Here is a 14,550-nt window from a genome sequence, read left to right as displayed (position 1 = left end):
GACGGTTAATTGACAAATCATCGGCATACTCCGCCTTGCGTGAACAGTCTTATCATACCGATACACATAATACCGAGGCTAATAATGTTAGAAAAGAAAATCATTAAAAATACGTTGGCTCTGCTGATAATATCCAGCATTCCACCCAGCCATGCAAGTAATAACGATAACAGCGGAACGGCATTTACCGTAAGCCTTGGCGCGGCATCATCGCCTAAATACAGCGGCTCAAATGAACAAACCTGGGGAGCCGCACCGCAATTTCATTTCCAACAGGATAACTTTTTTGTCGATTCAATGAATGGTGCTGGTTTTCGTTTCCAAAGCAAGAACGGTTTATATTTCATTCCAACGATAGGCTATGATTCAGGGCGAACCGATGAAGATTCAGGTTGGCGTAAAGGATCTGACACGCTTAAAGGCATGGGAGATATTTCAGCTACCGTTAACACTGGCTTAGCCTTGGGATGGGCGGTAACGCCATGGTTGGTCTTAGAGGGAAAAGCCACCCTGCCGCTGAGTGATAGCCAGGGGATATCTTACGCGACCTCCGTCGATTTCATTCCTGTTCTGGATGAGGAGGATACCGTCGCGCTAAAAATCAGCGCATTATTTGCAGACTCTCGCTATATGAACACCTGGTACGGCGTTAATAGCACGCAAAGCGCTAATTCGGGTTACTCTCGTTATAACAGCTCGGGCGGTTATTACGGCACCGACGTGAGCCTGACGTGGGCGCATCAGTTTACCGAAACCTGGGGTGGATGGGTTGGCATTAACCATACCTGGCTGGGGGATAACGCCGCCAGTAGCCCTATCGTTAAACAAAAGGAGGGGACAACGGGAGTCGTGGCAATAAGCTACACGTTCTAAGCCAGTGCAAAAACCTGAAACCGCAAAGTGACGTTCAGAAGAGTAATGGGACTTTAAAGATCCTCCACTCAATAGCTTGCTGTAATTAAAGTTTCATTACTCTTCAACCGACGATTCAGGAAAATTTGACTGATGAAGTTAAAAACTGGGGTTTTAACGCGGTTTTCAAACGCTTTAGTAACGGTTTGAATATATAAAGCCTGGGGGCATTAACGCATTGCGGTACATCATGAGAAGAGCACGACTTGAAATCACAGGTTATTGCTCCTGCTCCGTTGCCGAGTATGGCAATACCGCTTTGAATGCCGGAACATGGGCTTTCATGACAATGAATCGCGGTGATGAATATTGATACCAGTAAAAAGATTAACGACATGGTTTTCACGATGGCTTTCCTCATTACAGTTTAACTGTCTGAATGGTTTATTCACCCAAAATGAAAGCATGCCAAAAAATCATCAACCCAGTGTCAATCCACTGCAAAGAAACGCTCAACATGGCGCCAAAGTGAAAACACCCCGGTCTTCCAGACCCGGATAGCCGGATTAAATATGCAGTTATTCATTTTCTACAAAATGAATCAGACGTTATCAAACCGAGAGTCGATACCGCAAAAACAGGATGAATTTATGTTTCTAAAGATTGCCTATTACCTTTTAACCCTATCATCAACGCTTGCGTTATCCGGCTGCGTTTCGCTTTTCTAATCGTCAGAGGCCTGAATGAAGTCACTCATTTACATTTCTATTCTGTCATCCATTTTTTTACTCAGCGGCTGTTTATCCATCGGCACGCACCTATTCAATAAGTAGCCGTAGTAATCCCTCGCGCAGCCGGACAATCTCATTGTTTGGCTGCAAGATCTCATATCCATCTAGGTGGACGGTCATTTATGCTGCAGAGCTCGGCTAACACAGAAGAACAAGGGAGACGATGATTGGCGGAAGATCACAGGAGTCGCATTTGATAGCCAATTAATTTGAATTTACTCAGTTTTATCAATTTCGATTTTGAACCATGCCCCCTATTATGCCCCCAAATGATTTTGCTTGTAGGGTTTAAGGGGTCAGTTTGGATAACTTCCCATTTATGCTCCATAAAATCTCCTTTTTGATATCTGTCATTTTGCACACAAACACTGTGTTTATATAGTGTTTGATGCTAAACCATCCTCTCAAGCCCGCCAATCAAATGATAATTATTCTCGTCTATACCAAGCGTGACACAAAAAAGCAGCCGCCTGCGACAGCTGTCACACTGACAAATGTGGGTTAATCCCGGCTGCGCGTCCGTTCCCACTCCAGCTTCTGCAACCAGTCATACTCCCGGAGGATATTTTGAAGGGAGAGTAGGGAGCATTAATTTTCAAATTAAACAATTAATTATCTACTTGACGTACGTTTTCGTTCCATTGGCCCTCAAACCCCATTCACCCCAAACCTCCTCTCTGTTTTGTTTGATATACAGCACAACAACCAGCTGGGTTAATGACTTGTAAACTCCTTTAATTCTCGCTAAAAACTGGATATGCATACAGTATTTGTGTGCAATTTCAACAGGAGATGAGTTATGAGTGGTGGTGATGGTAAAGACAGCCGCGGTCCTGGCGGTGGGGTGAATGGTGGGCCGACGGGGCTGGGTGGGGGTGTGGATGCATCCGATCACTCTGGCTGGAGTTCAGAAAACAACCCATGGGGAGGCAAGGATAAGGACACTGGCGGGCATACTGGTGGTGGCAACAATGGTGGGGACAGGGATCCCGCCAACAGTGGCGGCAATGTTAACCTAAGCCTGTTTCCGGAAGCACAAGCGTCTGTCGCTGTGGGGGCACAGTTCAATCTTTCACTGTTCGATGGCGCATGGGGATTCAGCCTACTGAAATCCCAAAAGGTACAATCGTTTATCACAAAATCGATAACCAAAGTGAAAACGCTCGGTATTCCCACGGTAGGCACATTGTGGCGAACTAGTCTGTGGGGATTGGTCGTGGAAGGCATTACGCCAACCAAGATCGCTCCTGATGATATGTCTATGGTGCGACATATTGTGACGACACTCCCTGCGGATTTGGTCACTCAGACGCCGCCGGGCCAACTTCCCACTCAACCGGCAACCCTGGTCAGCGCTCGTATTGCTGACCTCGTTGATGAGGGGCAGCAAAAAGTAGCCGTTGTTCGTTCACCGTCGTTACCGATGAGCGTTCCGGTTGTGGAGGCCAAGCCCACCAAGCGACCGGACGTCTATACGGTAGGAATTGTACCGGGCATGCCTGATATTCATATTCGCGTCAATGCGCCGGCGCCGCCAACCACGGCGAAACCTGTGGACGGTGTTACCGAGATAAATAATGCTGAAGCCAAACCGTTGCCAGCGACGCAACCGGGTGGCAATACGCACGATGGTATCGTGGTGTTCCCTCCAGGCAGTAATCTGCCGCCGGCTTATGTGGCCGTGGTGGAGATCATTCCGCAAAATGAAGTCAATGCACGCGAAGCCGAACGCAAGGCATTTCTGACTTATCAGGATGCACGCCAACGTCGTGAGTCAGTTCAAACGGATGAGTACCGAAAGTCACACAGTTATCAATGGTTGCTGCCTGAACGGACTATCAACCAGCGACAGATTGAGGAAAAGCAGGCTCAAATCACCCTCAATCAGCGAATTGCTGAACGTCAATCTATCCAGGAAGCCAATGCGCGCGCTCGCCGTCAGGCGGGACGAGCCGAACAATTTCATCGTGACGTGGAAAGAACCAATGGCACCATTGCTGCATTAAACGAAGATCTTTCCCGGCTGCGTAAGGAAGAAAAGGATCTAGCGGCTCAGGTTGCTGAATTTGATCGCATTGCCAAAGACAATATGAGCAAAATTCGCGCACGGCAGCCGACCGATCCGGATATTGCTTCGTTGTCACCGCAAGCGCAAGCGGCGTTCTGGCGCAACCAGGCGAAGAAAGAATTCGTTCTTACGGTTGGCGATGGCGATTTGCCCAAATATCCGCCGGTCATGGGCAGCAAACCCAGTCCGCTGTTTCTGGAGCAGACTGCCTACTTCTGGCGTGAAAGCGGGTTTGCTATCAGCAACTATAATTCGGTGGCGACGACGGAGACACTGGAAGCCGGTGTCCGTGGCGCGTTTGCCCGGGCCTCGGCGGCGTTGACGAGGACACCTGCGGAAAAACTGTATGCCAACGGGCAGGTCACCACGGCTGAGTTTGCTCAGCTCTCTTTTGTTTTTTCCGAGAGTTTGGACGTGCCGGCATTGACCGTCATGTCATCCCTGGGTGTTGGTCGGTTCGGATTGACGCGAGACGATGTGAGGAATGCGCTCGGCAACTATAATTCGGTGCGGTTACCTTATCGGCTGGTTTCTCGTGAGACGGGGGATGTCGGGGAAGAGAAAATCCACATCAACATCGTTCGCCCTGATGAGCGGAACGTAAAAGGTGCGGTGCCACTAAGGCCACTATCATGGGATGCGGTGAAAAGGGAGTTACGCTTTACCACTGATGACGGTGCTATCTCTCTGACCTGGACACCGGCGAATGACAAGAGCGTATCCGGTTATATTATTACCGTCACGCCGGTTGGTGCGCCTGCAGGCAAGCTTTCGACGGGGGGCAGTGTCGATGTGTCAGGGAAAGGAACGCTGACTGCATTGCCCAATGGTGATGTTCAGCAGATCCATGACTATATTTTGGTTCCACCGGTTGAAAGTGGTCTTGATCCGATTTATGTCATGTTCAACAAACCACGAAAAAAACCGGCCAAGGAGGATAAGCCTGAGCTTGTCAAACCCCGCAAAGGGCTAACAGAATTTGGGCATGATTATCATCGGCCTCCAAAAACAGAGGATATACACGGGCTGGGTGAACTCAAAAAAGGTGAGTCGAAGAATCCAGTTCAGGGGGGAGGAGGCCTTCGAGCACGCTGGTATGGCGACAAGGGCCGTAAATTCTATGAATGGGATTCACGGCACGGCGAGCTGGAGGGATATCGAGCCAGCGACGGTACGCACCTAGGTGCATTTGATCCCACCACCGGCGTACGTACTAAAGAGCCGAGACCTGAACGCAACATTAAAAAGAAATATCTGTAAGGAGAGTTATCATGGGACTAAAATTAAATCTTGTTTGGTTTGAAATTGATTCACGTCAATTTGTAGGGGAAGAATACTCTAAGGACTTTGGGGATGATGGCTCAGTTATCGAAGGCTTAGGGTTGCCATTGGAAGATAATATTAATAATGGTGGGTTCAATGTTGAACGTGGTTGGATTCCATTGCTTCAACCGTATTTCAAGACAAAAATTTCCCCTGAAAAATTTGCCTACCAGATCTCGTTCGATTATCAGGATGGCAATTGGTAATCTGACATTTTACCCATAACAAATAACGCCCAACAATTGCAATATTGTTGGGTTTTTTTGTTATTAAGATCAATCCCCTAAGAATACCGTATAGTGCAGGAGTGACCCTATTGCGATAACGGATTATGTTTAAAAAACATCCTTACAGTACAATAATTTCCGATCTCCAAACTCCCCCCTTTAAGGTAACACCGTTCACTTAAGATGTTTTGAGTGAACGGGGTACTGGGTTTTTGAGATACGAACGGTCCTCTTTTTGGGCCGTTTTCTCTTTTCTGGCAGGATGAACTGCTTCACATTCTCCCGCATTTTCTTCAGCTTCGTCGGGATTGTCCCCGGTTTTCCCAGTGAGCACCAGATGAGTTCATCCTGGATCAGTCTCATCGCCATCACGAAGCTTATTCGTAACGGAGACACCCTGGCTTCCCGTGCTATCTGGCTCATCTCCATTCTGATCAGATTATAGGCCGTCAACAGACCCCATATTTCCTGATATATTCCGCTCATTTTCTGACTGCGCAACAGCGTGGCTGTACTCAACTGGAACTGTTTCAGCTCGCCGTAGCCGTTTTCTATGCTCCAACGCGCTTGGTACACATAACGCAACGCGTCTGCCGGATACAGCTCCGGAGCGGTCAGAGAGCTGATAAAACCTTTGTAATCACCTGATTCATCTTCATATTCTATTAGTCGGACCTGCCAGTATTCAGGGAGCGAGCTGTCCTGTTTTCGGGCCTGTGGTGAGACCTGCATCTCCACAAGATGATCTCCTTTACCGAACGTTTCCACTACCCGGTATTTCGTGTTCCCTTTCAGGGGAACCAGCCAGTGCGCATCATTCTATCTACGTTGCCAGTTAATCAGTAACTCTGCTGATAAATAGCAGTGGTCAAACAATGTCAGGCTCTTCGCCTGCGGCGATAACTGCTTCGCGTAGTTGACTTCGCCAGTGTTTGCCGGCCCGAATTTCACGTCATGGATCAACCGGCTGCGCAGCGACATCATGGCGCACAACCTGACCATCGGGTATTCAGTGTGTCTGTCTGGACGATGTTTTATGTACTCAAAATGGTCTGCAAGTTCGGGCGTATCGGGTGTGCGAAAAAGCGTGCCATCAACAGCGAACAGCCGTAGCCCGTGCCAGAGGTCATCCTTATCTTCCTGTTGAGTCCAGTGTCCGGCCGTCAGCGTAAAGAGTTCGCGAAGCGGTTCATCGCTAAGCCGCTGGCGGGCCTGGGCAATAGAGCTGGCAGCCAGAGTCTCACTTTCCTGCGAACCCAGGACGAGGTCGAGTTTTGTCACAACGTCCGTGATGGAGCGGTCGCGGTACAGGCCCATGCCGACAATGAGCCACACCACGAGTTCTGCGGGGAACTTACGCTTACGAATACTGGCTTTATTGGTAGAATCAAGCACCTGAGAAATCCACTCAAGGGGAATGGCACGCTGAAAACAGGAAAGTGAAGCGGGTTCAGCCCATGTCTGTGTATCGTCAAGCCAGGTCGAAAGCATAAAAAAGCCCCATCAGAGAATTGATGAGGCTATTGTCGTCTACCTACCGGATCGTTCAACCGATCATTTTGCTTAACCGATCGGTGTTACCCTTTAAGGGGCTTTATGGACGCTTTTTGGTGTCTGTTTTCCACTGCAGTAAACCGGCAATATCCTGTTCCCCCGCCGCTTCTTTTAAGCGGCGCTGCTGCTCGGCATACAGGACGTATTCAGCCTGCGCTTTTTCATCTGCCGCTTTCTTACTGACTGTGCCAGCCCCTTGTAGAACGTCACGGTCGTTAAATTGCAGAAACTGATCCAGCTTATCCTGCCAATCACGCAGGAACACCTGTTGACGACGCCGCGCCTGATCTTCAGCGAAATCTAACCACATGTTGACCACGCGATTGAGTTCGCTGACTTCGTCTTGATTGAGGTAATTTTTCGCCACCGTCACGTCGCTTTTGCGCACCTCTTCACCCTTATAGCTGCTCAAGCCCATATGGGGCTGGCTGGCGTCAGCCCGCTGATTGATAAGTTCGGCAGCGGTGTGGCCGGTGCAGGCAAAATGCAGCTTGTTTTGGATTGTTTGGAAAAACAACGTTGTCTCTTTAAGTGACGGCTGATAGTCGGCAGCTAATGCGAAGATCTCCCTAACCCGCAAATAAACCCGACGCTCACTGGCACGGATATCACGGATGCGCTCTAGCATCTCATCAAAGTAATCAGGCACAGCGGATGAACCTACGGGCGGATTTTTAAGCCGCTCGTCATCCATCACGAAGCCTTTGATTAGGTATTCCTGGAGCGTTTGGGTCGCCCACTGGCGAAATTGGGTGCCGCGAGCGGAACGAACACGATAACCGACGGCAAGAATAACGGGCAGACTATAGTGCAGGATATTGCGACTTACCTGACGGCCCCCTTCCTGCTGAACCTGTAAGTAAGACTTACAGGTTGCGTTTTGTTCAAGTTCCGCTTCTTCGTAGATCGCTTTGATGTGCTGCGTAATCGCCTGGGGAGTCACTTGATAAAGATTCGCGATGGTCGCCTGGGGCAGCCACAGCGTTTCTTGCTCAAAACGACATTCAACGCGCACTTCGCCGTCATCGCTGGCAAACATGACAAACTCACCTGCCGGTGATTGGGTTAAGTGCTTGTCTGTCATGTCGCCTCCGCTTTAATCTGACTTACAACGCTGTAATTCGCTTAGTATGCCAGAGAAGCCCATCGAAGCTCATTACTCGATCAACGGTTATTTTCCCAAAAAATGTCTGCGAGGTGAATCGCTCGGATAGGATTTTGTTGAATTCAAGAAAGTGTGGAAAACAGTAATTTGGCGGAAGATCACAGGAGTCGAACCTGCCCAGGACCGCTGGCGGCCCCAACCGGATTTGAAGTCCGGCCGCCCCACCGGGGACGAGGATCTTCCTTGGAGAAGAGAAGAAGCAAGGCGCTGATTATAGCGCAGTTTGTTCGTTGCGCTAAGCGGGAAATGGCGGCCGCCGGCGATTCGGCGGCCGGGGAGCGCTACTTCAGGAAATCCTTCACGTCCAGCAGGATGAACTCGTTGTCATCCGCCATATTGGGTTGGCGGCTGGAGGAGAACGGGAAGTTGTTGTCGTTGCCGACGATGATGTGGTTGGCGTCCACCACGTCCACGTTCTCGATGGTGAAGAACGGGAAGGTCAGCACGCCGTCGTTCAGCGGCTTGCGCGCCAGCTTGTTCGGATCCTGAATGTTCATCAGGTCGATATAGCCCAGTTTTTCGACCGGTTTGCCGACGTTAGCGTCCGAGAAGGCGATTTTATACACCCGCTTGAACTTGGCCACCTGGCTGAAGCAGTTGTCGGTCGGCGCACCGGCGGCGCAGGCTTTGTCCGGCGTGCCTTCGCCGTTGTCGCGCTCGATCACCAGCCCGTGGGTGGCGTCGATCATGTTGAAGTCGCCGATGGCGTTCTGGTTGTCTTCCAGCGCGTACTGCCAGCTGCGGCCGGTCCAGGCCTGCCGTTTGACGTCAAACTCCAGCACCCGCAGGTAGCGTTTGCCGCCGACGTTCTCGAACTGCTCACCGTCCCACAGCGCCCCTTCCAGCAGCGGGTACAGCTTGCTGCCGTCCGGCGAGGCGGCCATGCCTTCAAAGCCCTTGGAGCGCGCCACCTGGAAGTTTTGCTTGCCGTCCGGCGCGCCCGGCAGGGTCAGCGTCGGGTTGTCCGGCGATTTCACCACCTTGCCGTCTACCTGGGTGTCGAATACCGCCAGCACTTTGCCGTTCAGGTCGGCCTTGATCAGGTAAGGCCCGAACTCTTCACCGATCCATAAGGCATCGTCGGCAAACTGGAAGCTTTCCGGATCGAAATCGCTGCCGGTCAGATAACGCTTCTCGGTGCTCTCGTTGATGATGTGAAACGGCACCTTTTTATCCGGATCGTGCAGGAACACCGTCTTCAGCGGCGCGACCGTGCCGTCTTTGAAATCGATCTTGTAGTGGTTGAGGTACAGCATGGCGTCCGGGGAGTTGGCCTTGCTGCCGAAGCCGTTGTCGGTCAGCACCCAGTAGGTGCCGTCGGGCATGTGTTTGATGCCGGAGTGGCCCTGTAGCGGCTGGCCGTCGATCGGCAGGCCGAGGCCGGTCAGGCGATCGGCGGATTTGCCCGCCACGCTGCCCAGCTCGGTGACGCGTTTGCCGCTGGTGTATTTGCCGCTCTGCTGCAGATCGCTCGGCGCGTCCTTCGGCGTGGAAACGGCGGATTTCACCGGCAGCAGCGCATGCCCGGCCAGCGTCGCTTGCACCGGCTGCGCGTCGGCCCACAGGTTGGCGCTCAGCGCCATGCAGCCGACCAGCAGCGCCAACCGGGTTTTGGTGTTGTGCATGTCATTGTCCCTTTTCGTTGTTATCGCCCAGAAGTAAAAGCAACGTCACTATAGGGAGCGGCAATGACAGAAATATTATTCGGCGAACGCCCGTCGGTAGCTGTGCGGATGGAAGCGCCAGGTGATGGCGATCAGCACCACCACCAGCAGCGCGTGGATCTGCCAGTCCAGCACGAAGCCGCCGCTGTAATCGCGCAGTAGGCCGGAAAGGTAAGGCGTGACGCCCGCCAGCAGGAAGCCGACGCCCTGCATAAAGGCCACCAGCCGCCCGGCTGCCGCCGGCTGGTGCAGGTGATCGAGCGCCAGCACCAGGCACAGCGGGAACGCGCCGCCCAGCCCCAGCCCGGAGAGCAGCACCCACAGCCACGGCAGCGTCTGCGGCAGGTAAATCAGGCCGATAAAGCCGCTCAGTTGCATCATCAGCGCCAGCAACAGCAGCGGCCGCCGGTCATGATTGCGCGCCAGCGCCGGCAGCAGCAGCGCCCCCACCACCTGGCCAAAGGTCATCAACGCCAGCAGCGAACCGCTGGCCTGCGGCTGCCAGCCGAGCTGCATGTAATACGGCGGCAGCCAGGCGATCAGGCTGGTATAGCCGCCGTTGATCAGGCCGAAATAGGCGCCGAGCAGCCAGGCGCGCCGGTTGCGCAGCAGGCCTGGCCCGCGGTTTTCGCCCGCCGCGCCCAGGCGAGACAGCCCGCGGCTGACCGGCCACCAGACCACTAGCGCCACCAGGGCCGGCAACGCCCACCAGGCCAGCGCGCTGTGCCAGTCGTGCCCTACGCTCATCAGCCACGGGGTGATCGCCGCCCCCAACCCGCCGCCGCCCATCAGCGCCGCCGACCACAGCCCGGCCACCAGCGCCATGCTTTTAAGGAAGTGATGCTTGATGATGCCGGGCATCACCGCCTGGATCACCCCGATACCGAGCCCGCCCAGCACCGCGCTCATCAGCAGCTGCACGCTGCCGGGAGCCAGTTCGCGCCAAAGCGCGCCCAGCCCGATCGCCAGCAGGCTCAACGTCACGGCGCTGCGTTCGCTGAACAGCCGATTGATGGCGCCGCCCGCCAGCGCCATCAGCCCCATCATCAGCACCGGCAGCGTGGTCAACAGCGCCGCGCCGCCAAAACTCAGCCCGGTGGCCTGGCGCAACGTCGGCAGCAACGGACCAATCGAGGTCAACAGCGGCCGCATGTTCAGGCCGATCAACACCAGCGCCAGCAGCAGAGGATTGAGCCAGCGGCGCGGGGAAGGTGAATTAACAGAATGATTTAACACGGCATATTCCTGGTACTGCGAAATGAAGAGTGCGGCGTCACAGCGCGATCGCCGCAGCGTTGCGTTACTGTAGGCAACGCCGCTAGTATTGGGAAATTAAATAATAAAATAGCCAACAGTGGGAAAATGAATCGTTACCCGATGTTCAATCCGCAGCTGCTGCTCAGCTTCGTCGCCGTGTGCGACAGCAACAGCTTCACCCGCGCCGCAGAGCGGGTGTTTTTGTCGCAGTCCACCGTTAGCCAGCAGGTACGCCGGCTGGAAGAGATGCTGGGCAAGCCGCTGTTTGAGCGCTCCTCGCATCAGGTGCTGCTGACCGAAGAAGGCGTCAAGCTGTTGAGCTACGCGCGCCGCATTATCGCGCTAAATGAAGAAGCCCACGACGCGCTGACCGGCATCTGGCGCGACGGCGTGCTGCGGATCGGCATGCCGGAGGATTTCGCCGTGCCCACCACCGAGCTGCTGGCCGACTTCAGCCGTGAGCACCCGCACCTGCGGCTGGACGTCGCCAGCGGCCTGAGCGCCGATCTGCACAGCGCCTACGCGCGTGAAGAGCTGGATCTGATCCTGGTGAAACAGCGCCGCCGGCAACCGCCGCGCGCCGCGCGGCCGGAACCGCTGCTGTGGCTGGACAGCCTGGCCTTCCCGGCCATCGAGCAATCGCCGGTGCCGCTGGCGGTGTTCCCGCTCAACGGCCTGTACCGCGACGAGCTGTGCCAGGCGCTCGACAACCTCGGCAAACGCTGGCGCATCGGCTACAGCAGCGCCAGCCTGGCGGCGCTGACCGCCGCTTCGGCCGCCGGGCTGGGCGTCACCCTGCTGCCGGCCGGCTGCCGTCTGCCCGCGCACCGGGTGCTGGGCGAGGCCGAAGGATTGCCGCCGATAGACAGCTTCGAACTGGCGCTCTACTACCGCGACGGCGCCCCTGCCGCCACGCTGGCGCTGGCCCAGCGGCTAACGGTGTTTTGCGGGTTGAAATGAGACCGCTTACGCCACTATCTGCGGATGTTCGCGCTGCAGCCAGTCGATAATCCGTACCCACAGCGCTTCTGTCTGCTCAAGGCAAGCTTGTACCGCCGCGTCCGTCACCAAGTCGCCGGAATAATCCGCCACGTTGCGCTGTTTTCGCAATGCATCCAGGCAGATCATTGCCTCGCGCGGCAACCCTACAGTGAGCGGCAACGTTTGGATCATGGTCTGGTGATGGCCAGGCCTGCTGGTCAGCGTGCGGTATCCTTTGGCTTGCAAAGCGGCATTGGCCATTTGCATGACCGCTTTATATGCCGTGTCGAAACGGCTCTCATTGCTGAGCTGAGTGATACCCGCATCGCGTCGGTTGCGAGCGGCGGCGGCCAGCAGTTTTTTAATCGCCCCCGCGTCAGGCGGTATCACCTCCAGTCCCAGCCCGACCAGATTGTCCAGCGTCATCCTTGTCTCCCGCAATCCAGAGTTGGGGTTTCTGCATAATGTCCTGAATAAACGCGGAGTTCTCGGCCAAAGCCGCTCGCCACTCTTCCGGCGAGTACAGTTTGGGGTTAATTTCCCGACCCAGCGTTGCCTGCAGCGGATAAACCGCCTGAATTACATCCGCAAAAGACAGTTTACCGACGATCAGAACATCGATATCACTGGCCGCCGTCGCTTTGCCACTGGCGACGGAACCAAAGATGAAAGCCCGTTCAATGTCCTCCCCAAATCCTGCCAGCACCTGCCGTAAGCGCGCAGCCGGGCCGCAGGTCTTGCGGAAAATCGCCGCCAGCTCGGGAAAAATCAGGCAATCGGCGTTAGCCTGATAGCAAATTTGGTTGCCCTGCCGCTGCCTGAGCAAGATGCCGCCTTCAGCCAGCCGGCTCAACTCTTTATGTAAAGTCCCGGCCTGAGTTGCGGTGCGCCGCGCAATTTCTCGCACATGAAACGCCTGCCCGGCTTCAATAAACAGCAGACTTAGCACTTTTCTACGGTATTCGCTGAACAGTAATTCGAGCATCGGATCGTGCATCACGCTGACCTCAATGTAGCTTTAATGACTACAAATGTAGCCATTAAAGCTGCGAAAGAGCAAGCCAAGAGCACCATTCCGCCGGCAGACGCCGATCATTACCAAATCGAATAGTCACCAGTGGCAAATGTCGCTGCCAACCGGTCGGTTCCTCTCCTAAATTGGGGGATGTTTTCACTCCCTCACCTCTGGATTAAGGAACCGAACGTGGAAAACCCTCAGCAACCGGGCCGCAGAGCCTTCCTCAGCCAAACCGGCAAACTCACCACCGCCTGCGCGGTGATCGGCCTGACCGGCGGCATGGCGCAGGCCGCTTCGCCTAGCGGCGAGCCGTGTGCGCCAACGCCGATGACCCTGACCGATCGTCACTACTGCCTGAGCGAGGTGCGGCTGGAAGACGGCTTTGAATACGACGGCGAAACAGTGATCGGCACCCGCACCGCGCTGTATACGCTTGAGATCAAAGACGGCAAGATCGCCGCCATTCACGCCGCCAACGCCGCGTTGCCCGCCGGCGTGCCCCGCTATCAGGCGCGGGGCCAGCTGCTGCTGCCGGCGTTCCGCGATATGCACATCCACCTGGACAAAACCTTCTACAGCGGCCCATGGCAGGCACCGCGCCCGCGCCAGGGCAAGACCATCATGGACATGATCGCGCTGGAGCAGACGCTGATCCCGACACTGCTGCCCACCTCGCAGCAACGGGCGGAAAACCTGATCGCCTTGCTGCAGTCCAAAGGCAGCACCGTGGCGCGCAGCCATTGCAATATCGATCCGGTCAGCGGCCTGAAAAGCCTGGAGCACCTGCAGCGCGCGCTGGAAAATCACCGGGCGGATTTCAGCTGTGAAATCGTCGCTTTCCCGCAGCACGGGCTGCTGCACTCCAGGGTCGACGCGCTGATGCGCGAAGCGATGCAGATGGGCGTGCAGTACGTCGGCGGGCTGGATCCGACCAACGTCGACGGTGCGATGGAGAAATCGCTCGACGCCATGTTCCAGATCGCCCTCGATACCGGCAAAGGCGTGGATATCCACCTGCATGAAACCAGCCCGGCTGGGGTCGCCGCCATTAACTACATGATCGCCACCGTGGAGAAAAACCCGGCGCTGCGCGGCAAGGTCACCATCAGCCACGCTTTCGCCCTGACCACGCTGACGCCGGGCGAACTGGCGGAAACCGCCACCCGGCTGGCGGCGCAGCAGATTACCATCGCCTCCACGGTACCGATCGGCGGCCTGATGATGCCGCTGCCGCAGCTCAGCGAGAAAGGGGTGTTCGTGATGACCGGCACCGACAGCGTGATCGACCACTGGTCGCCGTTCGGCACCGGCGACATCCTGGAGAAGGCCAATCTGTACGCCCAGCTGTACCGCGGTTCCGACGAGTATCACCTGTCGCGTGCCATGGCCATCTCCACCGGCGGCGTGCTGCCGCTGGACGATAAGGGGCAGCGCGCCTGGCCGAAAGCCGGCGATGCCGCCGAGTTCGTGCTGGTCAACGCCAGCTGTTCCGCCGAGGCGGTCGCCCGTCTGCCGGCGCGCAGCGCCACCTTCCATCAGGGGCGCCTGGTCGCCGGCCAGGTGAGCAAAGCCTAAGGTCGGTCCGTTGTTGTCATCATGATGGCCGTTTTTGGCCTTCTGCCAGAGTAAGGCGCGGCGCAAGATGGTCGC

At 55.3% G+C, this 14,550-nt stretch carries 10 protein-coding genes, 1 tRNA gene and 1 pseudogene; 5 read left to right on the top strand and 7 right to left on the bottom strand.

The genetic code is table 11. The features are described from left to right. The first annotated feature begins 84 nt into the window (after positions 1-84). The 3 genes from BVU99_RS22470 (at position 85) to BVU99_RS22460 (ending at position 5,240) form a co-directional block, all read left to right on the top strand. On the top strand, positions 85-873 hold the full coding sequence (locus tag BVU99_RS22470) for a MipA/OmpV family protein (protein WP_099816919.1): 789 nt from the start codon (positions 85-87) through the stop codon (positions 871-873). A 1,569-nt stretch (positions 874-2,442) separates the two neighbouring features. Next, a complete protein-coding gene (locus BVU99_RS22465) occupies positions 2,443-4,971 on the top strand; it encodes a colicin-like bacteriocin tRNase domain-containing protein (protein ID WP_099816918.1) in 2,529 nt (842 codons plus the stop codon). An 11-nt stretch (positions 4,972-4,982) separates the two neighbouring features. Continuing rightward, positions 4,983-5,240: a colicin E3-like toxin immunity protein gene (locus tag BVU99_RS22460; RefSeq protein WP_025304809.1), complete on the top strand. Its 258-nt coding sequence runs from the start codon at positions 4,983-4,985 to the stop codon at positions 5,238-5,240. A gap of 195 nt (positions 5,241-5,435) precedes the next feature. On the opposite strand, the pseudogene BVU99_RS22455 reads toward BVU99_RS22460, so the two are convergent. The 5 genes and pseudogenes from BVU99_RS22455 to BVU99_RS22440 form a co-directional block, all read right to left on the bottom strand. Next, positions 5,436-6,752: pseudogene (locus BVU99_RS22455) on the bottom strand (IS4 family transposase). A gap of 103 nt (positions 6,753-6,855) precedes the next feature. After that, a complete protein-coding gene (locus BVU99_RS22450) occupies positions 6,856-7,899 on the bottom strand; it encodes a virulence RhuM family protein (RefSeq protein ID WP_099816917.1) in 1,044 nt (347 codons plus the stop codon). Between the two features lie 169 nt (positions 7,900-8,068). After that, positions 8,069-8,163, bottom strand: a tRNA-Sec gene (locus tag BVU99_RS25200). Between the two features lie 98 nt (positions 8,164-8,261). After that, the gene (locus BVU99_RS22445) at positions 8,262-9,605 is read right to left on the bottom strand and encodes an esterase-like activity of phytase family protein (RefSeq protein ID WP_099816916.1); all 1,344 of its coding nucleotides are present in this window, start codon (positions 9,603-9,605) and stop codon (positions 8,262-8,264) included. Between the two features lie 75 nt (positions 9,606-9,680). After that, positions 9,681-10,796 carry a cyanate transporter gene (locus tag BVU99_RS22440; protein ID WP_343227010.1) on the bottom strand — a complete coding sequence of 372 codons (1,116 nt, stop codon included), beginning with the start codon at positions 10,794-10,796 and terminating at the stop codon, positions 9,681-9,683. A gap of 210 nt (positions 10,797-11,006) precedes the next feature. Between BVU99_RS22440 and BVU99_RS22435 the strand changes: the two genes are divergently transcribed. Then, positions 11,007-11,861, top strand: coding sequence for a LysR family transcriptional regulator (locus tag BVU99_RS22435; RefSeq protein WP_049295037.1), 855 nt, complete (start codon positions 11,007-11,009; stop codon positions 11,859-11,861). A gap of 6 nt (positions 11,862-11,867) precedes the next feature. Here BVU99_RS22435 and BVU99_RS22430 read toward each other — a convergent pair whose 3' ends face one another. Both BVU99_RS22430 and BVU99_RS22425 read right to left on the bottom strand, forming a co-directional pair. Then, positions 11,868-12,308, bottom strand: a complete 441-nt coding sequence (locus BVU99_RS22430) for a hypothetical protein (RefSeq protein ID WP_049295036.1) — start codon at positions 12,306-12,308, stop codon at positions 11,868-11,870. Continuing rightward, positions 12,259-12,879, bottom strand: coding sequence for a nucleotidyltransferase domain-containing protein (locus tag BVU99_RS22425; RefSeq protein ID WP_049295035.1), 621 nt, complete (start codon positions 12,877-12,879; stop codon positions 12,259-12,261). The genes BVU99_RS22430 and BVU99_RS22425 overlap by 50 nt, the downstream gene beginning before the upstream one ends. A gap of 207 nt (positions 12,880-13,086) precedes the next feature. On the opposite strand from BVU99_RS22425, the gene BVU99_RS22420 reads away from it, so the two are divergent. After that, positions 13,087-14,475 (top strand): amidohydrolase family protein, encoded by a 1,389-nt coding sequence (locus BVU99_RS22420; protein ID WP_099816914.1) that lies wholly within the window; start codon positions 13,087-13,089, stop codon positions 14,473-14,475. Positions 14,476-14,550 lie beyond the last annotated feature (75 nt).

This window comes from Serratia sp. OLAL2 (genome assembly GCF_002752475.1).
In the GTDB taxonomy this organism is placed as follows: domain Bacteria; phylum Pseudomonadota; class Gammaproteobacteria; order Enterobacterales; family Enterobacteriaceae; genus Serratia; species Serratia bockelmannii.
The sequence above is the reverse complement of the archived record's forward strand: the minus strand, read 5'-3'. Positions and strand labels throughout refer to the sequence as shown.

Coding starts and splice junctions, on each gene's coding strand:
- BVU99_RS22430 (WP_049295036.1), bottom strand. CDS start 12,308: ATGACGCTGGACAATCTGGTCGGGCTGGGACTGGAGGTGATACCGCCT.
- BVU99_RS22425 (WP_049295035.1), bottom strand. CDS start 12,879: ATGCACGATCCGATGCTCGAATTACTGTTCAGCGAATACCGTAGAAAA.
- BVU99_RS22465 (WP_099816918.1), top strand. CDS start 2,443: ATGAGTGGTGGTGATGGTAAAGACAGCCGCGGTCCTGGCGGTGGGGTG.
- BVU99_RS22445 (WP_099816916.1), bottom strand. CDS start 9,605: ATGCACAACACCAAAACCCGGTTGGCGCTGCTGGTCGGCTGCATGGCG.
- BVU99_RS22470 (WP_099816919.1), top strand. CDS start 85: ATGTTAGAAAAGAAAATCATTAAAAATACGTTGGCTCTGCTGATAATA.
- BVU99_RS22450 (WP_099816917.1), bottom strand. CDS start 7,899: ATGACAGACAAGCACTTAACCCAATCACCGGCAGGTGAGTTTGTCATG.
- BVU99_RS22435 (WP_049295037.1), top strand. CDS start 11,007: ATGAATCGTTACCCGATGTTCAATCCGCAGCTGCTGCTCAGCTTCGTC.
- BVU99_RS22440 (WP_343227010.1), bottom strand. CDS start 10,796: ATGCGGCCGCTGTTGACCTCGATTGGTCCGTTGCTGCCGACGTTGCGC.
- BVU99_RS22460 (WP_025304809.1), top strand. CDS start 4,983: ATGGGACTAAAATTAAATCTTGTTTGGTTTGAAATTGATTCACGTCAA.